The 21627-nt window shown below is 74.8% G+C and carries 18 protein-coding genes; 9 read left to right on the top strand and 9 right to left on the bottom strand.

What is annotated here, in order from left to right:
• Positions 1-70: 70 nt before the first annotated feature.
• Positions 71-652, bottom strand: coding sequence for a MarR family winged helix-turn-helix transcriptional regulator (locus ACIP4Y_RS12255; protein ID WP_401391368.1), 582 nt, complete (start codon positions 650-652; stop codon positions 71-73).
• Positions 649-2349 (bottom strand): FUSC family protein, encoded by a 1701-nt coding sequence (locus tag ACIP4Y_RS12250; RefSeq protein ID WP_401391365.1) that lies wholly within the window; start codon positions 2347-2349, stop codon positions 649-651. Before ACIP4Y_RS12250 ends, ACIP4Y_RS12255 begins: the two co-directional genes overlap by 4 nt.
• 162 nt (positions 2350-2511) lie before the next feature.
• Between ACIP4Y_RS12250 and ACIP4Y_RS12245 the strand changes: the two genes are divergently transcribed.
• Positions 2512-3063: a DUF5134 domain-containing protein gene (locus tag ACIP4Y_RS12245; protein ID WP_401391362.1), complete on the top strand. Its 552-nt coding sequence runs from the start codon at positions 2512-2514 to the stop codon at positions 3061-3063.
• 67 nt (positions 3064-3130) lie between these two features.
• On the opposite strand, the gene ACIP4Y_RS12240 is transcribed toward ACIP4Y_RS12245, so the two are convergent.
• Entirely contained in the window at positions 3131-4114 is a 984-nt protein-coding gene (locus tag ACIP4Y_RS12240; protein WP_401391359.1) for an aldo/keto reductase, read from the bottom strand.
• A 122-nt stretch (positions 4115-4236) separates the two neighbouring features.
• Positions 4237-5082, bottom strand: coding sequence for an SDR family oxidoreductase (locus ACIP4Y_RS12235; protein ID WP_401391356.1), 846 nt, complete (start codon positions 5080-5082; stop codon positions 4237-4239).
• 130 nt (positions 5083-5212) lie between these two features.
• On the opposite strand from ACIP4Y_RS12235, the gene ACIP4Y_RS12230 reads away from it, so the two are divergent.
• From ACIP4Y_RS12230 to ACIP4Y_RS12205, 6 genes are all read left to right on the top strand, one after another.
• Positions 5213-5803: a TetR/AcrR family transcriptional regulator gene (locus ACIP4Y_RS12230; RefSeq protein ID WP_401391353.1), complete on the top strand. Its 591-nt coding sequence runs from the start codon at positions 5213-5215 to the stop codon at positions 5801-5803.
• A 251-nt stretch (positions 5804-6054) separates the two neighbouring features.
• Complete coding sequence (locus tag ACIP4Y_RS12225; protein WP_401391350.1) at positions 6055-6990, top strand: M56 family metallopeptidase; 936 nt, start codon at positions 6055-6057, stop codon at positions 6988-6990.
• A gap of 46 nt (positions 6991-7036) precedes the next feature.
• Positions 7037-7756: a phosphatase PAP2 family protein gene (locus tag ACIP4Y_RS12220; RefSeq protein ID WP_401391348.1), complete on the top strand. Its 720-nt coding sequence runs from the start codon at positions 7037-7039 to the stop codon at positions 7754-7756.
• 10 nt (positions 7757-7766) lie between these two features.
• Positions 7767-8456 (top strand): HAD family hydrolase, encoded by a 690-nt coding sequence (locus ACIP4Y_RS12215; RefSeq protein ID WP_401391345.1) that lies wholly within the window; start codon positions 7767-7769, stop codon positions 8454-8456.
• 162 nt (positions 8457-8618) lie between these two features.
• Entirely contained in the window at positions 8619-9287 is a 669-nt protein-coding gene (locus ACIP4Y_RS12210; protein ID WP_401391342.1) for a TetR/AcrR family transcriptional regulator, read from the top strand.
• A 205-nt stretch (positions 9288-9492) separates the two neighbouring features.
• Positions 9493-10827: an FAD-dependent oxidoreductase gene (locus ACIP4Y_RS12205; RefSeq protein ID WP_401391339.1), complete on the top strand. Its 1335-nt coding sequence runs from the start codon at positions 9493-9495 to the stop codon at positions 10825-10827.
• Positions 10828-10991: 164 nt separating this feature from the next.
• On the opposite strand, the gene ACIP4Y_RS12200 is transcribed toward ACIP4Y_RS12205, so the two are convergent.
• Positions 10992-11402 (bottom strand): ArsR/SmtB family transcription factor, encoded by a 411-nt coding sequence (locus ACIP4Y_RS12200; RefSeq protein ID WP_401391336.1) that lies wholly within the window; start codon positions 11400-11402, stop codon positions 10992-10994.
• Positions 11403-11477: 75 nt separating this feature from the next.
• Here ACIP4Y_RS12200 and ACIP4Y_RS12195 point away from each other — a divergent pair, with 75 nt between their 5' ends.
• The gene (locus tag ACIP4Y_RS12195) at positions 11478-12557 is read left to right on the top strand and encodes an NADH:flavin oxidoreductase/NADH oxidase (protein ID WP_401391333.1); all 1080 of its coding nucleotides are present in this window, start codon (positions 11478-11480) and stop codon (positions 12555-12557) included.
• A 31-nt stretch (positions 12558-12588) separates the two neighbouring features.
• Here the strand turns inward: ACIP4Y_RS12195 and ACIP4Y_RS12190 are convergent, their stop codons facing one another.
• From ACIP4Y_RS12190 to ACIP4Y_RS12175, 4 genes are all read right to left on the bottom strand, one after another.
• Positions 12589-16881 carry an HAD-IC family P-type ATPase gene (locus ACIP4Y_RS12190; protein ID WP_401391330.1) on the bottom strand — a complete coding sequence of 1431 codons (4293 nt, stop codon included), beginning with the start codon at positions 16879-16881 and terminating at the stop codon, positions 12589-12591.
• 8 nt (positions 16882-16889) lie between these two features.
• Positions 16890-17408 carry a hypothetical protein gene (locus ACIP4Y_RS12185; protein ID WP_401391328.1) on the bottom strand — a complete coding sequence of 173 codons (519 nt, stop codon included), beginning with the start codon at positions 17406-17408 and terminating at the stop codon, positions 16890-16892.
• A 163-nt stretch (positions 17409-17571) separates the two neighbouring features.
• Positions 17572-18894 (bottom strand): SGNH/GDSL hydrolase family protein, encoded by a 1323-nt coding sequence (locus ACIP4Y_RS12180; protein WP_401391325.1) that lies wholly within the window; start codon positions 18892-18894, stop codon positions 17572-17574.
• 141 nt (positions 18895-19035) lie between these two features.
• On the bottom strand, positions 19036-20349 hold the full coding sequence (locus tag ACIP4Y_RS12175) for a PHB depolymerase family esterase (RefSeq protein WP_401391322.1): 1314 nt from the start codon (positions 20347-20349) through the stop codon (positions 19036-19038).
• Positions 20350-20655: 306 nt separating this feature from the next.
• Here ACIP4Y_RS12175 and ACIP4Y_RS12170 point away from each other — a divergent pair, with 306 nt between their 5' ends.
• Entirely contained in the window at positions 20656-21612 is a 957-nt protein-coding gene (locus ACIP4Y_RS12170; RefSeq protein ID WP_401391319.1) for a polysaccharide lyase family 1 protein, read from the top strand.
• Positions 21613-21627: the final 15 nt, after the last annotated feature.

Genomic DNA, 21627 nt, shown 5'->3' with positions numbered 1-21627 from the left:
GCCGCCTGCTGTCCCGGTCGGCGGTGGACGACGTCCTCACCTGGTGGCCGTGAGCACCGGCCGGTGCCGGTCACGCACGCAGTGCCTCGATGCGGCCTTCCAGTCGGCTGAGCAACTCGGCCAGCAGGCCGGCCAGTTCCTCCTGTCCCTCGGGAGCCAGGACGGACAGGACGGCGGCCTCGTAGGCGAGTTGCTCGGGGAGGATGCCGTCGACCAGGTCGCGGCCGGCGTCGGTGAGGCGGAGGTGGGCGACGCGGCGGTCTCGGGTGTCGCCGCGCCGCTCGACCAGCCCGCGCTCGGTCAGCTGCTTGACCCGCTTGGTGACGGCGGCCCCGGAGGAGAAGGTCTCCCGGGCCAGCTCTCCCGGGGTCAGCTCGTGCCCGGTGCGGCGCAGCGCGCCGAGCAGGTCGAACTCGGGGCGGCTCAGACCGGCCCGGCGCAGCGGGGCGTCCTCGGCCTGCTGGAGCAGCGCGGCGCAGCGGTTGATCCGGCCGATGATCTCCATCGGCCCGGTGTCCAGGTGCGGGTGGACGGCCCGCCACTGGCGGACGACGGCGGAGACGGTGTCGCCGCGCGCGGGGTCGGTACCGGCCCCCGGCCGGGCACCGGCCGTGTCGCTGCCGGGCGTCGGTCCGCCGTTCGTCGCCGTCATGGCCGTATGTCCTCCGTCGTCCTGCCCGGGCCCTGGTCACGGTCGCGCTCCCGGCCCGGGTCCTCGTCCCGGTCCTGCGGTACGAGCCCCTGACGCCGTACCGTCGCCGCGAGCGTACGGTGTCCGGACTGTTCGGTGAGCACGACCCGCTCCTCGGGCAGGGCGCGCTGCCACCATTCGCCGGCGGCGGCGTCGGCGGTGGCGCGCAGGTCGACGAGGGCGGCGGCGAGGCTGCGGCGGGCGGACTCCAGGGCGTGCGGGGCCGGGTGCGGCTCGGCGAGCAGGCGGGCGGCGTTCTCACGGGCGCGCTCGGCCGCGGTCAGCGCCTGCTGCAGGCGATCGCCGGCGCGCCGGTTGGTGACGGCGACGGCGGCGACGAAGCCGACCAGGACGCCCACGAGGGTGTCCGCGATCCGGTCGGTGATCAGCTCGGCGGGGTTCTGGGCGCGAGCGAACTCGGTGATGAGCAGCGCCATCGGGGTGACGCAGACGCTGCCCAGCCAGTAGTTGCGGCCGATGAGCGCCTCGGCGCCGAAGTTGAGGGCGAGGCAGCACAGCACCAGGGCGGCGGGGTGGAGATGGGCGAGCGGGGCGAGGGCGGCGAAGACGAGGACGCCGACGAGGTTGCCGACGACCCGCTGGACACCCCGGTTCCAGGTGAGGCTGACGTTGGCCTGGTAGAGGGAGGCCGCGGTGACCAGCGCCCAGTACGGGCGGCCGACGCCGAGCGCGAGGGCGGCGTATCCGGCGAGGGCGCAGCCGAGCGCGGTGCGTGCGGCGAGCGGGGCGAGCGGGGCGAGGCGGTGCCACGGGGAGCGGGGCGGCAGGGCCTGTTCGGCGGCCAGGCCGAGGAGTTCGTCGGCGGCCTCGCGCGGCGCTTGCACGCGCGGGATGCGGCCGGTGCCGCGCAGGTCGCCGGCCCAGGCGCGCAGCCGTGCGGGGTCGGTGTCGGCGGGTGCGGCCAGGGCGACCTCGGCGCGGACGAGGAGCTGTTCGAGGGCGCGCCGAGTGCGGTCGGGGCGGGTGCCGGCGGCGAGCAGCGACTGCCAGGCGGCGTGGATCGCGGCGGCGCACGCGGCGCGGGCCCGGGAGTGGCCGTCGGCGGTGCCGCGCGTGCCTGCGTATACGGCGGCGGCGTTCAGGGCCTGGGCGGTGGCGCGGCGCTCGGGGCCGTGCGGGCGGAGCAGCCCGGGTGCCATGCCGACGAGCCAGGCCCAGGCGCCGGCGGCCAGGGCCAGGCCGAGGTGCCCGGGGATCCGGCCGGGTGTCTGCGGGACGAACAGCGAGGCGGAACTGATGAAGGTGAGGACCACGTTGCCGGGCGGTCCGATCCGGGTGGCGTCGCACACGGTCTTCTGGACCGCCGCGAGGACGGCGCCGACGGTGACGAGGACGACGGCGTTCGCGGTGAGCGCCGCGGCGAGCAGGGCGACGGCGAGGCCGCCGACCATGCCGAGCACCACCCAGGCCAGGGCGCGGGCCCGGGCGGCGTAGGGCCGGTTGTGGCCGTACAGCGCGCAGAGCGAGCCGGCCATCGTGTACATCGCGAGGTCGAGGCGGCCGAGCGCGAGGAGGGCGAGGTTGGGCGGGGCGACCGCGGCGACCACGCTCAGCGCGGGCTTGAACCAGATGTCGGAGGGGCGTCCCAGGCGGAGCACTCCGGCGAGGGGAAGACGGTGGTGGATCGCACTGCTCATACCATCAATTTAGCATGTGTTTTACTTGTAAAAGAGATGCCACAAGGGTGGTGCCTTGCCGCGCTCCCCCGCATGCTCCCCGTGTACCCCCTTGCGCTCGCGTGCGCTCCGCCGGCCGCGGGCATCGCATCCCTCGACCGACCGTCGAGCGTGGAGGTGCGCGTGCACGGACCGGTGACGACCGCCTGGCCGCTGGTCGCGCTGTGCGCGGTGACCGGGGCCTACTGCTTGCTCCGGATGCGCAGCGCCGTCGAGGAGCAGCGCCGGGCCGCCGGCGGCGAGGCGCTGATGGGGTTCGGCATGGCCGCGATGGCCGTACCGGCAGCCGTGTTCACGCCGCCGAGGTGGGCGTGGCCGGTGTACGCGGCCGTGTTCGGCGCGGCGGCCCTGCGGGCGCTGTGGGATGCGCGCGGCGCCCCGCACCACCTGCACCACCTGGTGGGCAGCGCCGCGATGGTCTACATGGCGGTGGCGATGGCCGCGTCCCCGCCCGCCGCCCACCACGCGCACGGCGGCACCGGCGTGCCGCTGCTGACCGGCGCGCTCCTGCTGTACTTCACGGGGTACGTGCTGCTCTCCGCCACCCGTCTGGTACCCGCCGCCGCTCCCGCGGCCGGAACCGGCCCGGCCCGCTGGGGCGACCGCCCGGAACTGGCCCGGGCGTGCCGCCTGTCGATGGGGATCGGCATGGTGGCGATGCTGCTGACGATGTGAGCCGCAGGCCGCTCGGACGCCCACGGCGGAGGTCGACCGGGCTGCCTTTCCCGGCACGCCCCGGGGGTCAGCCGTTGAGGCTCTGCATCAGCTCGGGGGCGTAGCGGTCACCCGAGACGATGCCGCGCGGGGCGACGGCTTCGATGGCGGCCACGTCCTCATCGGTGATCGTCACGGTGGTGGCGGCGACGTTCTCCTCGAGGTAGCGGCGGCGCTTGGTACCGGGGATGGCGACCGCGCCCTGGTGCAGTACCCAGGCGAGAGCCAGCTGGGACGGCGAGACCTCCTTGGCGGCGGCGATGCGGCGGACCTCGTCGACCACGGCCAGGTTGCGGGCGAAGTTCTCGCCCTGGAAGCGCGGGTCGGTACGGCGGAAGTCGTCGGCCGCAAAATCGTCCGGGCTGGTGATCGCACCGGACAGGAACCCGCGTCCGAGCGGCGAGTAGGCGACCAGCCCGATTCCGAGCTCGTTCAGGGTGGCGATGACCCCGTCGCCCTCGATGCCGCGCTCGAAGAGCGAGTACTCGGTCTGGACCGCCGTGACCGGGTGGACGGAGTGGGCGCGGCGAATGGTCTGCGGGGCCACCTCCGACAGGCCGATGCAGCGGACCTTGCCGGCGGCCACCAGCTCGCCCATGGCGCCGACGCTCTCCTCGATCGGCACCTGCGGGTCGACCCGGTGCAGGTAGTACAGGTCGACGTGGTCGGTGCCCAGGTGGCGCAAGGAGCGGTCCAGGGAACGACGGATGTACTCGGGGCTCCCGTTGTGGCCGACGAGCGTGCCGTCGTCGGTGAACTCGACGCCGGTCTTGGTGGCGACGACGGCCTGCTCGCGGCGGCCGGCGAGGGCCTTGCCGAGGAGCTGCTCGTTGATGAACGGGCCGTAGCTCTCGGCGGTGTCCAGCAGGGTCACGCCCAGTTCCAGGGCGCGGTCGATGGTGGCGAGGGACTCGGTCTCGTCGGTGCTGCCGTAGAAGGCGCTCATGCCCATGCAGCCGAGTCCTTCGGCGGAGACGGTCAGGCCCTGGCTGCCGAGGGTGCGGAGTTCCATGATGATCTTCCTTGCTGTTGCGGGTCGCCCCGCGGTGTGTGAGTGGTCGGTTGTGCGTCCGGTGCGCTGCGGCCCTCGGCCCGGGCCGGGGTCGGCAGAGCACCCACCGGGACGCGGGGAGGTCAGCGCACCCAGGTACCGGTGAGGGCCTGGACGGCGGAGCCGTCGAGGTCGGTGAGGGTGGTGGCGACGAAGTCGCGGGCCCACTGCGAGGTCTGGATGCGGAAGGACGGGCGGGCGACGGTCAGGGCGTCGACGATCGGGGCGGCTGCCTCGGCCGGGGTCTGGGCGTTGCCGAACGACTGCCGGGTGCGGGTGATGTAGGCCTCCAGCGCCGGGCCGTAGGGCCCGGCGGCGGCGAGCAGCGCCGGGACGTCCAGGCCGAGATTGGCGACGAACTCGCTCGCCACCGCGCCCGGCTCGACCACGGTGACATCGACGCCGACGGTGGCGGCGACCGGCGCGAGGGACTGCATGAAGCCCTCGACGGCGAACTTGGCCGCGCAGTACGCCTCGTTGAAGGGCTGGCCGACGACGCCGCCGACGCTGCTGACGGTGATCACCCGGCCCTTCGACGCACGCAGGTGCGGCAGGGCGGCCCGGGTCACCGCCACCACGCCGAAGAAGTTGACCTCCATGGCCGTGCGGACGTCGTCGACGCTGCTCTGCTCGATGGTGCCCAGCTGGGCGGCGCCGGCGTTGTTGACCAGCCCGTCCAGGCGGCCGTGCTCGGCGACGACCTCGTCCAGGCAGGCGGTGATGCTCGCGGAGTCGGTCACATCCAGGCGCTTCACCTGGATCCGGTCCGCGACACCCGCCTCGGTGGCGGCCTTGAGCAGGGCCTCGGCCTTGCCGGTGTCGCGCATGGTGGCGATGGTCGCCCAGCCCGCCCGGGCGGTGCCGATGGCAGCGGCCAGGCCGATACCGGAGGACGTACCGGTGATCAGAACCGTCTTCGGGGAGGTCATGAGGGTCTTCCTTGCATGGGGTACGACGGGCCGACGCCCGTAACCGGGGAGTTCCCCAGTTATCCGCAACGGTAAGTGGGGAACTCCCCGGTTGTCCAGCTAGACTGGTCGCCCGACGAAGGGAGCAGCCTTGACCACCAAGCCGAGCGCTTTGCGTGCCGATGCCCGCCGCAACCGGGAGCGCATCCTCGAGGCGGCCGTGCGCGCCTTCTCCGAGAAGGGTCCGGACGTCGCGATCGACACGATCGCCAAGGCCGCGGGCGTCGGCTCTGCCACGCTCTACCGCCACTTCCCCACCCGCGAGGCGCTGGTCGAGGCGGCCTACCGCAACGAGCTGGCCCGCGTCTGCGACAGCGCCGCGAAGCTGCTCGCCGACCATGCGCCGGACCGGGCGATCCGCCTGTGGATGGACGACTTCATCGACTATCTGGCGGCCAAGCAGGGCATGGCGGACGCGCTGCGGGCCGCGGTCGCATCCGGCGCGGACCCCTTCGCCGAGACCCTCGACAAGCTCGGTACCGCGCTCGGCACCCTGCTGCGCGCCGGCGCCGACGCCGGTCTCCTGCGCCCGGACATCGACCCCTTGGACGTCGGCTTCAGCCTGGCCGGCGTCGCGCTGATCACCAGCGCTCCCGACCAGCGCGAACGGGCCGGCCGCCTCCTCGACCTGCTCCTCGACGGCCTCCGGTACGGAGCGGAAGGGCCGGCGACCAGCTCCTGACCCGGCTCCGGCCGGCTGCAGCGCGGCCCTCCGGCACCCACACCTGCGGCAGAGGCGGCGGGCTGCGGCGGGGCTGCACCGGGACCGGGGAACCGGGCGATGACGCCGGCTGCGGCGCGCTGGCCGCGAACGTCCCGAGCAGGTACGGGGGACGATGTGAGCGCCGGGTCCGGGGCGGCCCGCGTTGACTGCGTCACTTCGGCACCTCGGGCCGTACCGCTGAGCGGTTCGGCGCTCATAGGGTGCTGACCATGATGGTCCCCGTGGCCCTGCTGCTGCTCGGCGCCCTGACCGCCGTCGTCGCCCCGCGGCTGCTCGCCCGGGCCGACTGGCCGGACCGCGAGCCGGTCGTCGCCCTCTGGGTGTGGCAATGCGTGGTGGCGGCCGTCCTGTTGTGCTGCGCGCTGTCGATGACCCTCAGTGCGGCGGCGGCCTGGCAGGCGGTGCGCGGGCACGTGTTCGCCACCGCCCCGCGCGGGGTCGTGGAGGCCTACGCCCTCGGCGCGGCCGGTCCCTGGGCGGCGCCCACCGCCGTACTGCTCGCCTGCGGCGGCCTGTGGAGTCTGGCGATGCTGGTGCGCGAGGTCGTACGGGCCCGGGTCCGGCGGCGCGGGCGCAGCGCGGAACTGCTGGTGCGTGCACCGCTGTTGCCGGGCGAGGAGCCGGCGAGCGGCCGGCTGGTGGTGCTGGAGGGCGACCGCTCGGACGCCTGGTGGCTGCCCGGCGCGGCGCCGCGGCTGGTCGTCACCACGGCGGCGCTGCGCCGCCTGAAGGGCCGTCAACTGGACGCACTGCTCGCGCACGAGCAGGGGCACGCGCAGGCCCGGCACGACTGGCTGCTGCACTGTTCGGCCGCGCTGGCGGGCGGCTTCCCGCAGGTCCCGGTGTTCGCCGCGTTCCGCGACGAGATGCACCGGCTGGTGGAGCTGGCCGCCGACGACATGGCCTCCCGGCGCTTCGGCCGGCTGACCACGGCCCTGGCCCTGGTCGGGCTGAACGAGGAGCGGGGCGTGTTCGGGCCCTGCCCGACCCCGCAGGCGCATGTACCGCAGCGGGTGCACCGGCTGCTGACCGCGCCGGACCGGCTGCCGGCGCTGCGCCGGCTGCGTCTGACGGCGGCCGCCGCGCTCGTGCCCGTGATCCCGGTGCTGGTGGCGCTGGTGCCCGGGCTGCGGGCGCTGGGCTGACCTCGGCCGCTTGGCCACGGGCCGCCCCGTCAACAAAGATCGCGGCATGCACCAATGCCCCACCGCTCCCCCCTCGCCCCCCACCCCCGAACCGCCGGCGGCGCTCCGCACGGCCGCCCGCGTGGCCGCGGCCCTCGGCGCCTGCTTCCTGGTGCTGCTGGTCCTCGTCGCCCTGCGCTGGCATCCCCTGCTCGCCGTGGACAGCCGTATCTCCCGCGCCACCCACCGCTGGGCGGTGCGCGACCACGAGCTGACCCATGTCCTCCGGGTGCTGACGGACTGGGTGTGGGACCCGCTCACCATGCGTCTGCTGGCCGGCGCGGCGGCGGTGTGGCTGGTCTGGCGGCGCGCGGCCTGGTGGACGGCGCTGTGGCTGGCGGTCACCTGCGCGCTGGCCGCGCTCGTGCAGCAGTCGGTGAAGGCCGTCGTCGCCCGCCCCCGCCCGGTCTGGCCGGACCCCGTCGACTCCGCCCACTACGCGGCCTTCCCGTCCGGTCACGCGATGACCGCCACCGTCGTGTGCGGCCTGCTGCTGTGGCTGCTGCACCGCCGCGGCGCGGGCCGCGCCCTGTGGCGTACGGGGGTGGCGGCGGCGCTGGTGTCGGTGGTGGGCGTGGGCGTGACCCGGGTGTGGCTGGGCGTCCACTGGCCCTCGGACGTGCTGGGCGGCTGGCTGGGCGGGGCGCTGCTGGTGGCCGTGGCGGTGCTGGTGTACGAGTGGCCGCGGAACGTGCGGACCCGGCTTCCGGCACGCCGGCGCCGGTAGAGTCCCGTCCATGGCTGCCGTGTTGTTCGACTTCTCCGGGACGCTGTTCCGCATCGAGAGCGCCGAGTCCTGGCTGCGCGCGGTGCTGGCCGAGACCGGCCACACCCTGCCGGAACTCGAACTGACCCGGGCTGCCCGCGCCTTGGAGGCGGCCGGCGGGCTGCCGGGCGGCCCGGAGCCGGTGGAGCTGCCGGCGGACCTCGCCGGGCTGTGGGCGGTGCGGGACGAGAGCGCGGAGCTGCACCGGGCCGCCTACACCGGCCTGTCCCGCCGGGTGCCGCTGCCCGGCCCCGGGCTGTACGACGCCCTGTACGACCGGCACATGACGCCCGCGGCCTGGTCGCCGTACCCCGACGCGGAGAAGGTGCTGCGCACCCTGCGCGAACGCGGCATCGGCGTCGGCGTGGTCAGCAACATCGGCTGGGATCTGCGTCCGGTCTTCCGCGCACACGGGCTCGACGCCTACGTGGACACGTACGTGCTGTCGTACGAGCACGGGGTGCAGAAACCCGATCCGCGGCTGTTCTCGGTGGCCTGCGAGGCGCTCGGGGCGGATCCGCGGCGGGTGGTGATGGTCGGCGACAACCGGGCGGCGGACGGCGGCGCCGCAGCGCTCGGCTGCCGGGTGCACTTCGTGGACCACCTGCCGGTGGACCGGCGTCCCGACGCACTGCTGCCGGTGCTGGACCTGGTGAGCTGAGCGGCGACTCGGGCGGGGAACGGGGCGGCCGGTGCCGTCCGTCCGGGGCGCTCCCCCGCGTCGCCCCAGACGAACGGCCGTTCCGGTCGGGCCCCAGGCAGAGGGGTGCCCCGCTGCGTTGAGTATAGTTGGCTGGCAGCCAGTCAACGCAGGAGTTACAGGATGTCCCCGCGAAGCGCCTCGGTCAATGAAGAATTGCGGCGGCGTTCCCGGGAACGGCTGCTGCAGGCCGCCGTCGAACTCGTCGGCGAACGCGGGTTCGAGGCCACGACGCTGGGCGACATCGCGGACCGGGCCGGTTCGGCGCGCGGGCTGGTGTCGTACTACTTCCCCGGCAAGCGCCAGTTGGTGCAGTCCGCCGTGCACCGGCTGATGCACCGCACGCTGGAGGAGGCGCTGGAGCGGGAGCCGCGCACCGAGGACGGCCGGGAGCGGCTGGCCCGGGCCATCGACGCGATCCTGGGCCTGGCCCGGGACCGGCCCGTGCTGATGCGCCAGCACATGGCGGGCCTGCTCCACGCCGAGGGCTTCGTGCGGTGCCCGGAGCAACGCCGGCTCGCGGAGCTGCTGAGCGACACCGTGACCCGGTACGGCGCGCAGAACGTGTCGGCCGACTACCCGATGCTGCGGGCCCTGTTGATGGGCGCGGTGTACGCGGCGCTGGTTCCGGGGGTGCCGATGCCCGTGCCGGTGCTGCGGGCCGAGCTGTTCCAGCGGTACGGGCTCGACTGGGAGATGGGGGTGCCCCCGGAGAGCGAGCCGGACCCGGCGGCGGGGGGCGGGGATCTGTCCCGGTTCTTCGCCACGGAGGAACGGCCGAGCAGCTCCTGACGGGTTCGACCCGTCCGGGCGCCGCCGAGCCCCGCGCCACCCATGGGCAACACCGGCCACAGGTGCCACACAGCCATGCGGAGGATGATCACATTCATCCGCACGGACCCGGCTCCGGGTCACCCCACCGGCCCCTGCCGCCGGGCGCCCGGCGGTGCCATGCTGGAGCCGTCCGCACACTCTCCTTCGGGCGAGGAGTACCGCTGTGCTGCGTGTCGCCGTCGTCGGTTCCGGGCCGAGTGGGTGCTACACCGCCCAGAGCCTGATCCAGCTCGATCCCGAGGTCCGCGTGGACGTCCTGGACCGGCTGCCGTGCCCCTACGGCCTGGTCCGCTACGGCGTCGCCCCCGACCACGAGAAGATCAAGTCCCTGCAGGGCAGCCTGCGGACGGTGCTGGAGCACGAGCGGGTGCGGTTCCTCGGCGGGGTCCGGGTGGGCGGCCCCGGCGGCCTGCCGGTGCAGCAGCTGCGCGGGCTCTACCACGCGGTGGTGTACTGCGTGGGCGCCGCCACCGACCGGCGGCTCGGGATCCCCGGCGAGGAGCTGCCGGGCAGCTGGTCCGCGACCGAGTTCGTGTCCTGGTACAGCGCCCATCCGGACGCGGCCGACGCGGGCTTCCTGCGCGGGGTGAGCTCGGCGGTGGTCATCGGAGTCGGCAACGTCGCGGTGGACGTCACCCGCATGCTGGTCCGGGGCGCGGCGGAGCTGCGCCCCACGGACATCCCGCAGGCCGCGCTGGACACACTGGCGGCGAGCGGCCTCACCGAGGTGCACATGGTGGGCCGGCGCGGCCCCGCCCAGGCCCGCTTCACCACCAAGGAGCTGCGCGAGCTGGGCGGACTGCCCGGCACCGACGTGATCGTCGACCAGGCCGAGCTGGCGCTCGATCCGGCCGATCCCGGCGCGCTGCCGGCCGGGCCGCGCCGCAACGTGGAGGTGCTGCGCGACTGGGCGGCCCGGCCGGCCACGACCGCCGCCCGGCGGATCCGGCTGCGGTTCTTCCTGCGCCCGGTGGAGCTGCTGGAGGACGGCGGCAGGGTGGGGGCCGTCCGCTTCGAACGGACGGCTCCGGACGCATCCGGCGGCGTGACCGGCACGGGCCGGTACGAGGACGTGCCCGCGCAACTGGTGCTGCGCTCGGTGGGCTATCGCGGAGTGCCGCTGGAGGGGCTGCCGTTCGACCCGGCGAGCGGCACGATCCCGCACCGGGAGGGCCGGGTGCTGCGCGACGGCGTGCCCTCGCCCGGCGAGTACGTCGCCGGGTGGATCAAGCGGGGCCCCACGGGGGTCATCGGCACCAACCGGCCCTGCGCCAAGGAGACGGTGACCACGCTGCTCGCGGACGCTCCCGCACTCGGCCGCGCGGACGTGCCGGAGGACTCCGTCGCGGCCCTGCGGGCGGCCGGCATCGCGCCCGTGCCCTGGGAGGGCTGGCTGGCGATCGAGCGGGCCGAGGCCGAGCTGGGGGCCCGGCTGGGGCGGAGCGTGGTCAAGCTGGCCGACTGGGACACCCTGCTCGGCGCGGCAGGAGGGTCGTAACGCGCGTTGCAGCACGCGCTCGCCATGTACGCGGGCGCCGCCGCGGTACCGCTGATCGTGGGCGGCGCGAGGGACAGGAAGGCGGGCGCGCACCGCTGCGTGCCGAGCAGCATGGCCGGGACGAAGCCCGCCGGCGCCAAGGGAAGGGTGGTCCGGCGGCCGGCTCAGGCGGAAGCGCCGATGCGGCCGGCCTGCCGGTCGGCGGCGGCGAGAAGGCTGTCGAGCAGTCCCGGGAAGAGGCCGTCCAGATCGTCCCGGCGCAGGCCGTTCATCTTGGCCGTGCCCCGGTAGACCTGCCGGATGACCCCGCTCTCCCGCAGCACCCGGAAGTGGTGCGTGGTGGTGGACTTGGTCACCGGCAGGTCGAACTGCGAACAGCTCAACTCCGCTTCCTTGGCGGCGAGTTCCCGCACGATCTGCAGCCGCATCGGGTCGGAGAGCGCGTGCAGCACGGCCTCCAGGCGGATCTGCTCCCGGTCCGGGTGCGGCAGCGCGCGGCCGGTGGTGGCGGTGTCGGTCACGGCGGCTGCCCCCTCGTCACGGAATCCTCGTCTCCCACATTGTACGAGAGGCATCGTAGTTTGACATCTCTCGTAGTACGAGGAGTACCGTACGAAGCCACCAGCGGTCCGTGACGAATGGAGTCCGACGTGAGTGCGCTCTTCGAGCCCATCACCCTGCGCGAAGTGACCATCCCGAACCGGGTGTGGATGCCCCCGATGTGCCAGTACTCGGCCGAGCCGGAGGGCCCGCTCGCCGGCGCCCCGCACGACTGGCACTTCGCGCACTACGCGGCGCGGGCCGCCGGCGGCACCGGGCTGATCGTGGTGGAGGCCACCGCGGTCTCGCCCGAGGGCCGGATCTCCCCGTACGACCTCGGGCTGTGGAACGACACCCAGGTGGAGGCCTTCCGCCGGATCACCCGCTTCCTCACCGCGCAGGGCACCGTGCCGGCGGTCCAGCTCGCGCACGCCGGCCGCAAGGCGTCCACCGACCGGCCGTGGAAGGGCGGCGCCCCCGTCGGGCCGGAGGCGCACGGCTGGCAACCGCTCGCCCCGAGCGCGCTGTCGTTCGACGAGCGCCACCCGGTCCCCACCGAGCTGACCGTCGAGCAGATCGGCGAGATCGTCGGCCAGTTCGCCGCCGCCGCCTGCCGGGCGCGTGCCGCGGGCTTCGAGATCGTCGAGATCCACGGCGCCCACGGCTATCTGATCCACGAGTTCCTCTCCCCGCACTCCAACCACCGCACCGACGCCTACGGCGGCTCGTACGAGAACCGGGCCCGGTTCGCCCTCCAGGTCGTGGACGCCGTACGGGAGGTGTGGCCGGCGGACCAGCCGGTGTTCTTCCGCGTCTCGGCCACCGACTGGCTCGAGGACGGCGGCTGGACCCCGGAGGACACCGTCCGCCTCGCCCACGACCTGCACGCCCACGGCGTCGACCTGCTCGACGTCTCCACCGGCGGCAACGCCCCCGGCGTCACCATCCCGGCCGAGCCGGGCTACCAGGTGCCGTTCGCCGCCCGGGTGAAGGCCGAGACCCCGCTGCCCGTCGCCGCCGTGGGGCTGATCACCGAGACCGGGCAGGCCCGGAAGATCCTGGCGAACGGCGAGGCCGACGCGGTGCTCCTCGGCCGGGAGCTGCTGCGCAACCCGTCCTGGGCCCGGCACGCCGCCCGCGAACTGGGCGCGGAGATCCGGGTGCCGGACCAGTACCACCGCTCGGTCTGAGCCGGTCCGGCGCCGACGGGCACGGTGTCGGTCACGTCGGCAGGAGGCGGGTGACGGTTCGTTCCAGGCGGGGCAGGCTGCGCTGGCCCGCCAGGGCGAGCGCGATCGCGGCCACGACGCCGGCCCAGGCGACCGGGCCGAGCGGGGTGCAGCCGAACACCCTGCTGATGCCCGGGGTCTGGACCATGGCCACCAGGGCCAGCGCGGAGCCCAGCGAGGTGACCTGCACCAGACGGCTGTCCCGCCGGTCGAGCAGGGTCTGCACGAGCTGGGTGCCGACCACCCCGCACAGCGCCATGGTGCTGGAGCGGCGGGCGGTGCCCGGCGTGAAGCGGCCGATCAGCCAGGCCGTGAGCGCGCCCAGGCAGGTGGTCAGGGCCCGGTGCCGGATCTGCCGCAGCAGCGGGTCGCCCAGCACCCCGGCCGCCTCCTCCACGTGCCCCAGGTCCGCCTCGCCCTCCTTCTCCGTCACGGCCACCGCCATCGACGGGAACAGGTCGGTGAAGAGGTTCACCATGAGCATCTGCCGGGTGGACAGCGGTGCCCGCCCGGACAGCAGCGTGCCGAGGATGCCGAACCCGACCTCGCCCGCGTTGCCGCCGATCAGGATGGCGATCGCGTCGGCCACGCTGTGCCACAGCGCGCGGCCCTCACCGACCGCGTCGATCAGCACCGTCAGGTCGTCGTCGGTCAGCACGATGTCCGCGGCGTTGCGCGCGGCGGCCGAGCCCCGGGCGTTGATGCCGACGCCGATGTCGGCGGCCCGGATGGCCGCGGCGTCGTTGGCTCCGTCCCCGACCATGCCGACCACCCGGCCCGCGTCCCGCAGCGCCTCCACGACCTGGAGCTTCTGCTCGGGCGCCACCCGGGCCACCACGCCCGCGTCACGCAGCATCCGGGCCCGGGTCGCGCGGTCCGCCGCGGCCAGCTCGTCGCCGGTGACCACCACGGTGTCCTCGGGCCAGCCCAGGTCGGCGGCGATCGACCGCGCGGTCTGCGGGTGGTCGCCGGTGAGCATGACCGGCCGTACGCCCGCCCCGTTCAGCCCGTTCACCAGTGCCGTCGAGGTCTCGCGCGCTACGTCGGACAGTGCCAGCAGGCCGGTGAACTCCAGGCCGGCCAGCGGCCGTTCGAGGGCGTCCGTCTCCTGCTCGTCCGCGCCGAGCCGGCGTTCGGCCACCGCCAGCACCCGCAGGCCGTCCCCGGCCAGCGCGTGCGCGGACTCCGAGGCCCGGGCCGACAGCCCGGCGCAGGCGGGCAGCACGGTTTCCGGGGCGCCCTTGACCACCAGCACGGGCGGCCCGTCGCCGCTGCGGCCGACGGCGGCGGCGTACCCGCGCGCGGCCTCGAACGGCAGGTCGGCGAGCTGGGTCCAGTCCGGGTCGGGCGGCGCCGCAGCCAGCACGGCCTCGTCCGTTGCGTGCACCGGCCGGTCGGAGCCGCCGTTCAGCCGCGGGCAGGCCCGCGCGGCGGCCCGGACGGTCTGCTCGGAGCCGGTGTCGGCCACCGCGCGGACCGTGCCCTCGGCGTCGGAGGTGCGTACCAGCCGCAGCCGGTTCTCGGTGAGCGTGCCGGTCTTGTCGAAGCAGATGGTGTCCATGCGGCCCAGCGCCTCCAGCGTGCGCGGGGTGCGGACCAGGACACCGCCCCGGCTCAGCCGGCGGGCGGCCGCCAGCTGCGCCACCGTCGCCACCAGCGGCAGCCCCTCCGGGACGGCCGCCACGGCCACCGCCACCCCGCCGCTGACCGCCTCGCGGATCGGGGTGCCGCGCAGCAGCGCCAGGCCCGTCACCGCGGCGCCGCCCGCGAGGGTCAGCGGGAGCGCCTTGCGGGTGAGTTCCTGGAGCCGGGCCTGCACGCCGCCGGCCGGGGGCGTGCGGGCGGCGAGGTGGACGGCACGGGCGGCCTCGGTGCGGTCGCCGGTGTCGACCACGATGGCCCGGGCCTCGCCCGCCACCACGGTCGTGCCCTCGAAGAGCATGCAGCTGCGGTCGGCGACCGCGGCGTGCGGGGTGGGGTCCGTCTGCTTCTCCACCGGCAGCGACTCGCCGGTCAGGGCGGACTCGTCCACCTCCAGGCCCTCCTGCCACAGCAGCCGGGCGTCGGCGGGCACCACGTCGTCCGTCTTGAGCTGGATGACGTCGCCCGGCCGGAGCTGGCCCGCCTCCACGGTGGTGGTGCCGCCGGCCGGGGCCTCGGCCTCCGGCGGCACCAGGCGCGCCTTCTGCTGCTGTTCCGCGACCAGCCCGGACAGCGCGCGCTCGGCCCGCAGCCGCTGGACGCCGCCGACCAGGGCGTTCAGATCGAGGGCGCCCACGACGAGCAGCGCGTCCACGACGGAGCCGAGGATCGCCGACGCCGCCGAGCCGACCGCCAGGACCGGGGTGAGCGGGTCCTGGAGTTCCTCGCGGACGGCGCGGCCGAGCCGGTAGGACCAGCGGGCGGGTGCGGCGGCCGGGTGCCGGGTGACGGTCCGGGCCGCCTGGCGCATCCGGGCGGTCAGCGCGTTGCCGGTGTCGGGGGCGGGTTCGTGGGCCAGCCGGTCCCGGGCCTGGTCCGGGTCCAGCTCGTGCCAGTGCACCCGGGGGCGGGGGTGCGGGGCGCGGGCCGCCGCCACGCCGAGCGCGGCCCCGGCCCCGGACAGCAGGGCCGTTGCGGCGCCGATGTCGACGGGCGCGTGCCGGAGCCCCGGCAGGACGGACCTGCGGCCGCCTCCGCCGCTGGACTCGCCGATGGCGACGAGCAGTCCGGACAGCGCGGCACCGGAGCGGGCCAGCGTCTGGGCCCGGCGGCCGACCCTGCGGGCGGCCGGGATCGCGGTGAGCACCCGCCACAGGTCGGGCAGGCCGTGCAGGGCGAGGATGTCGGCGCCCCACACCACCGCGCCGTCCCGGTCGGTCAGCGCGACCGCGACGTCGGCGGCCCGCAGCGCGGCCAGGACGTCGTGCTCGTCGGCAGCACGCACCCGGGCGGCCACCAGTACGGCGCCCTCGTCGCCGCGCGCCTCGTACACCACGTCGTCCAGTGGCCGGCGTGCGTCGACGACCTGGTCGGCGAGACCGGTGAAGTCCTCCAGCGCCGGATCGTCCACGAGCACGACCCGGAGCCCGGCCCGGCGGGCCGCGTCCAGCACCGGCTCGGCCCAGGCGTCGGCCTCGCCGTCCTCGGTGCGCAGCGCGCTCGGGTGCAGGACGACCGTGCCGGCCATCTCCAGCTCGCGCAGCCGCTCCGGGTCGCGGACCAGGACGCCCGTGCGGGCCAGGGCGGCGCTGAGCACGGCGTGGAAGGCGGCGGGACCGTAGCGGGCCGCCTTCGGGGAGCCGGCCAGCACCGCCTCCGCCGCCTCGGCACCGTCGTGTTTGACCAGCAGGGTGGCCGCGGCGCCCAGGAGGCTGCCGGCGGAGGCGTGGCCCGCGTACTCCTGGGCCGGGGAGACGCGCAGCGGCGGGCGCGGCGGGCTGTCCGGGTCGGCGCCGAGGCTGACCCGGCCGGGCGCGCACAGCCGGTCGTGCAGCGTTTCGAAGGCGGCCGAGCGGGCCAGCGTCTCGGCCACCTGGCAGCCGCGCAGGGCTCCGTCGAGCACGAGGGAGGTGGGGGTCTGGCCGGCGCCGTGCACGGCAGCGTTCGCGCAGGCCAGCACGAGGTCCATGCGGGCGTCGCCGAGCCGGGAGCGCAGCCAGTCGCGGAAGCGCGGGTTCTCCCGCAGCAGGGTCACGACCGCGGTCAGCAGGCGGGGCGAGGGCGGCAGCCGCAGCCAGTACGCGGTCAGGGCGACGGCGATGCCGATGCCGTCGGCGGCGAGCGTGGCCGCCGCCGCGCGCACCCCGGCCGGGTCGGCCGGATGCGTGGTCTCCTCGACGTCGCCGGCCGCCAGGACCAGCCCGTGCCGTTCGGCGAGACCGGCCGCGTGCTCCAGGACCCGGTCGGCGGCCTCCTCACCGGTCGCGGTCACCACCAGGCGGGCGAGGCCCTGGTCCCAGTAGGCGACGAGCACCTCGGGGTGGTCCGCCAGCGCCTCGGCCATCCGGCGCGCCAGGTGCGCCGTACCGCCGGCGAGCCGCGCGTGGTCCGGTTCCAGGGGCCGCACCGCCAGGTGGGCGCGGGCGCCGGACCGCCAGTGGTCACCGGCGCCGGGCAGCGCGTTGCGGGCCACCCGCGCCACCCGCGCGGCGGCGTCCGCGCCGCGCACGCCGGCGCGCGCTGTTCCGGCGGCCGCACCGGCGGCCAGTCCGACCGCCGGTGCCGCCGCCCGCGCGAGCAGGCGTGGGGCCGCGGGAATCAGGCGGGCGGCGGCCGCCGGCGCCGTCAGGAGACCGAGCACCATGACCTCCCTCAGAGTGTGGTGCGGTCGGGCCGCGCGGTCGGCCCGAGGGGACCGTGGGACGTCCTGGCCGCCGACGCCTGGACGCCGTGGGCCGCGTCCGGCGGACCGGCTGTCCCGGTGTGCCCGGAACGGCCCGGGGCGGGGCTGCCCGGGGACGTCGTGGTCCCGGCGTCCGCCCGGCCGTGCCCGTGGCCCCCGCCGCCGGACCTGAGGGCGGCGGTGCCGAGGTCGTGGGCGGGTTCGGGCTGTTGCGCGCCCGCGTCCCCGGCCTCCGTCGGCCGGGGCTGGGTGAGCCAGGCCACCGCCGCGCCGGTGAGCGCCACGGGCCACTCGACCACGCCCGCGGCACCGAGCAGCCCGGCCCCCGCGTACACCGCCATGCGCCGGCCACGGGGCGAGACCGCGCCGACCTTGTCCAGTGTTTCCTCCGCGGCCCTGGTCACCGTTCCGGCGCCGGGCACCCTGCGCAGTACCGAGGCAGCGCCGCGCAGGGGCGCCGTGAGGGCCGACGACTTCTGCTCAGCCATGACTCTCCTCGGGTGAGATCGTCTTGCGTGCCCCCCCACTGAGTGCCCGTGACCGTGCTGGTCATCCCCTCTTTTCTCAACGAGCTCCGCTTCTTTCCAGGGAACGCCACGGATCCTGTCGGCGCTACCCCGCCCCGTGCGCAACCCTGCTGGAGACGTGGCTTCACGAGGTGTGCCGGAACAGCCCCTCGGGCACGGCCGCGGCGAGGACGCGGTACCCCTCGGGATTCAGGTGCAGCCAGTCCCCGGCGTGCAGCGCGGGCAGCAGCCGGCCGGGGGCGGGGTCCCGTACCGCCCGGTCGAAGTCGATCACCGCGTCGAAGTGGCCGGGGGTGCGGATCCAGGTGTTGACGCGTTGCCTGCCGGCCTCCCGCTCCTTCGCCGGGTCGTCGTACAGGGTGCTGCCGCCGAACGGGGTGAGGGTCGCGCCGTAGACCCGGATGCCCTGGGCGTGGGCGCGGACGACGATCTGCCGGTACCCGGCGATCAGGTCGTCGGTCACCGCGCGCTGCGCTCCGGGGGTGGCGTCGGCGGTGCCGATGTCGTTGACGCCCTCGAAGACGATCAGCCAGGCCACTGCGCTGCGGGAGAGGACGTCCCGGTCGAGGCGGGCGAGCACATTGGGGCCAAGCCCGTCGTTGAGGACGCGGTTGCCGCCGGCCGCCTGGTTGAGGACGGCGATGCCCGAGGTGGCCGGGCGGCTGTGCAGGCGGTCGTAGAACCGGTCGGGCCAGCGGTCGTTGCCGTTGGTGGTGGAGCCGCGTCCGTCGGTGAGCGAGTCGCCGACGACGGCCACCGCCCGGCTGCGGCCGGGCGCGAGCACCTCGACGTCGCTCAGCAGGTACCAGTGGTCGACGGCGGTCGCGCCGGGGAGGTCCGCGTCGCGCGTGTGGTCGCCGTGCACGAGGTACGACGTGGTGCGCGAGCCGGGGTGGGAGGTGAGCGCGAGCGAGGCCTGGCCGCGCGCGGTGTACGCCGTCACGGTCAGCTCGGATCCGGCGCGCAGCCCGAAGTCCAGCGGGTCGGAGACCATCTGCGCGCCGACCGGGACGGTCACGGCGTCCCGGCCCGCGAAGGTGACCCGGCGCAGGCTCCCCGGCTCGACCGCGCTGACGCCGGCCCTGCCGTCGCGGGGCAGGGCCACGGTGACGGCGGTGAGCGGCAGCGGGGTGTCGCCGTAGGCGTTGGAGAAGCGCAGCCGGATGCGGGGGCCGCCGGCGGTGACGCGCACGGTCTGCCGCAGGGTGGTGTCCACGAGCACCGATTTCTCACCGGTGTACGGCGCGGGCGGCAGGTTGGCGGGTTCGGTCAGCTGGGGCATGCCGGTCCAGGTGTTCACCCAGTGCCGGCCGGGGCCGGCCGCGGCGGTGGCGGGTGCCGTCCTGGTGACCAGCGCCGTGAGGGCGGAGGCCGTCACGACGAGGGCGAGGACGAGGACGCAGGTGCTGAGCAGGGTGGCGAACGGCGTTCTGCTGGACGGCTTCACGGAGTCCTTTCCGGGATGCGGGGCGGGGTCGGTGCGCAGGCGCGGCCGACGGGCGCGGGCCGGCGCCGGTGTGGCCGGCAGTCCGGCCCGGCAGGGTGCGCGCCGGACCCATCAGGGCGGTCCGGCGCGCATCCCGGGTCGTCAACCGGCCGTGCACGCACTGCCGTTGAGGCTGAACGCGGCCGGTGCCGCGCTGTTGCCGGTGTGCGTGGCCTGGTAGCCGATGGTGACGCTCGCGCCGGGCGCGATGGTGGCGTTGTACGCGACGTTGGTCGCCGTCACCGCGCCGGAGCTGCCGGTGTAGCCGGCGTTCCAGCCGTTGGTGAGGGTCTGCCCGGCCGGCAGGGTGAAGCCGAGTTTCCAGCCGTTCACCGCGGTCGTACCGGTGTTGGTGACGGTCACGGAGGCGGTCAGACCGGTGCTCCAGGTGCTGACTGCGGCCGTCACCTTGCAGGCGGCGGTGGGCGGTTGCGGTGGGGTGCCGCCGCCGTCGAGGCCGAAGAAGGCCAGCGCCCGGGAGGCCATGCCCCAGCTGTAGAGGTTGTGGCCGACGCCCTGCAGGCTGATCGCCTCGACGGGTGCCCGGTCACCGGTGGCGCCGTAGCGCGTGCGGGTCCAGCCGGAGACGGGCGTGTCCGTCGCGGCGGGAGTCTGGCCGACGCCGTGCACGTTGGTCCACTGCTTGACCTCCTCCCCGAAGTTCGGGTAGCGCAGGGTGTCGTCCTCGGTGCCGTGCCACAACTGCATCCGCGGGCGCGGACCGGTGTAGCCGGGGTAGGCGGCGCGCACCAGGTCGCCCCACTGCTGGGGGGTGCGGATGACGGTGCCGCCGGAGCAGGCGCTGTTCCACTCGGAGCCGTCGGTGGTGGCGAAGCAGCCGAAGGGGACACCGGAGAAGGCGGCGCCCGCGGCGAAGACGTCGGGGTAGTCGCCGAGCAGGACGTTGGTCATCATCGCGCCGGAGGAGATGCCGGTGACGAAGACCCGTCCGGTGTCGGCGGCGTAGGTGCGGGTGGCCCAGTCGACCATGGACCGGATGCCGACCGGGTCGCTGCCGCCGCCGCGGCGGAGCGCCTGCGGGGAGGAGACGTCGAAGCACTTGCTGGAGCGGGTCACCGACGGGTACACGACGACGAACCCGTGCTGGTCGGCGAGCGAGGACCATTCGGTGCCGGAGTACATCGCGGAGGCGGAGCCGCCGCACCAGTGCACGGCCACGACGACCGCCGGGTGTGCGGTGACGCCGGCCGGGACGTAGACGTACATCTGCAGGTTGCTGGGGTTGGCGCCGAAGCCGGTGACCTCCGTGAGGGTGGCCGTGGGGACGGCCTGCGTCCGGGCCGAGGCCGGGGGCGCGCCGAGTGCCAGTGCCGCGAGGAGCGGCAGCAGTCCACCCAGCAGGGCCACAAGTGCCTTGCGGAGGGCGGTTCTCGAGCGGTGCGGTGTGGGGGGCACGTCACCTGTCCCTTCTGATCGCGGCTCGTGCGGGGGCGTGCTGCGTGCGCATCGTGCGGGGAACCACCCGGCATCGTGGCATGGACACGCGACCCATGGAAGCGCTCCCACAGCACTTCTCCCGGCGCGAAAGAGCCTGCGCGACAGGTTGACTAGAAAGCGCTTGCATCCTACGGTCCGTTCATCAGCGTGACCGGTCGGCACGGAAACGGGCCATGTCGACCGCCGAACCCCCAAAGCTGCGTTCTTGGTGTCGTATGTGATTCATGTACATGACCTGCCCCCACACAGAACGGACGCACCCGCATGCACCTCCGAAGAGTTTCCGGCACGACCGCCACGGCCGTTGCGCTGGCGACCGCCGCTCTGGTCGCCCTGCCCCAGCCGGCCGGCGCGGCCGACCCGGCTCCGGTCGGCTTCGGCGCCGGAACGACCGGCGGCGGCAGCGCCCCGGCGGTGACCGTCTCCACCCTGGACGCCTTCAAAGCGGCCGTGACCGGCAGTTCGGCGAAGGTGGTGAAGGTGAGCGGCCTGATCAAGCTGAGCGGTCAGGTCGACGTCGGCTCCAACACCACCGTCCTGGGCGTCGGTTCGTCCTCCGGCTTCACCGGTGGCGGACTGCGCCTGAAGAAGGTCGGCAACGTCGTCCTGCGCAACCTCACCATCAGCAAGGCCGTCAAGACGGACGCCATCACCGTCCAGACCGCCACGCAGGTGTGGATCGACCACAATTCCCTGTCCTCCGACCGCGACCACGGCAAAGACCACTACGACGGCCTGGTCGACATCAGCCACGGCTCCGATCACGTCACGGTGTCCTGGAACGTCTTCAAGGACCACTACAAGGGCTCACTGGTCGGCCACAGCGACAAGAACGCGGCCGAGGACACCGGGCACCTGCGGGTGACGTACCACCACAACTGGTTCGACCACGTCAACTCGCGCATCCCGAGCCTGCGTTTCGGCACCGGGCACTTCTACGACAACTACGTCGTCGGCGCCGAGACCGCCGTGCACTCCCGCATGGGCGCGCGGATGCTCGTCGAGAACAACGTCTTCCGCGACACCCGGGTCGCCGTCACCACCATCCGGGACAGCGACGTCGACGGATACGCCGTCCTGCGCGGCAACGACCTCGGCGGAGCCGCCACCGAGGTCTCGCAGGCCGGCGGCTTCACCACCCCGCCGTACGGCTACACAGCCGAACCCGCCTCCGGTGTCGTCGCCTCGGTGACGTCGGGCGCAGGCGCCGGAAAGATCTGACCTCCACTCGGAAGA

The organism is Streptomyces sp. NPDC088810, from assembly GCF_044750305.1.
GTDB lineage: Bacteria > Actinomycetota > Actinomycetes > Streptomycetales > Streptomycetaceae > Streptomyces.
The sequence above is the reverse complement of the archived record's forward strand: the minus strand, read 5'-3'. Positions and strand labels throughout refer to the sequence as shown.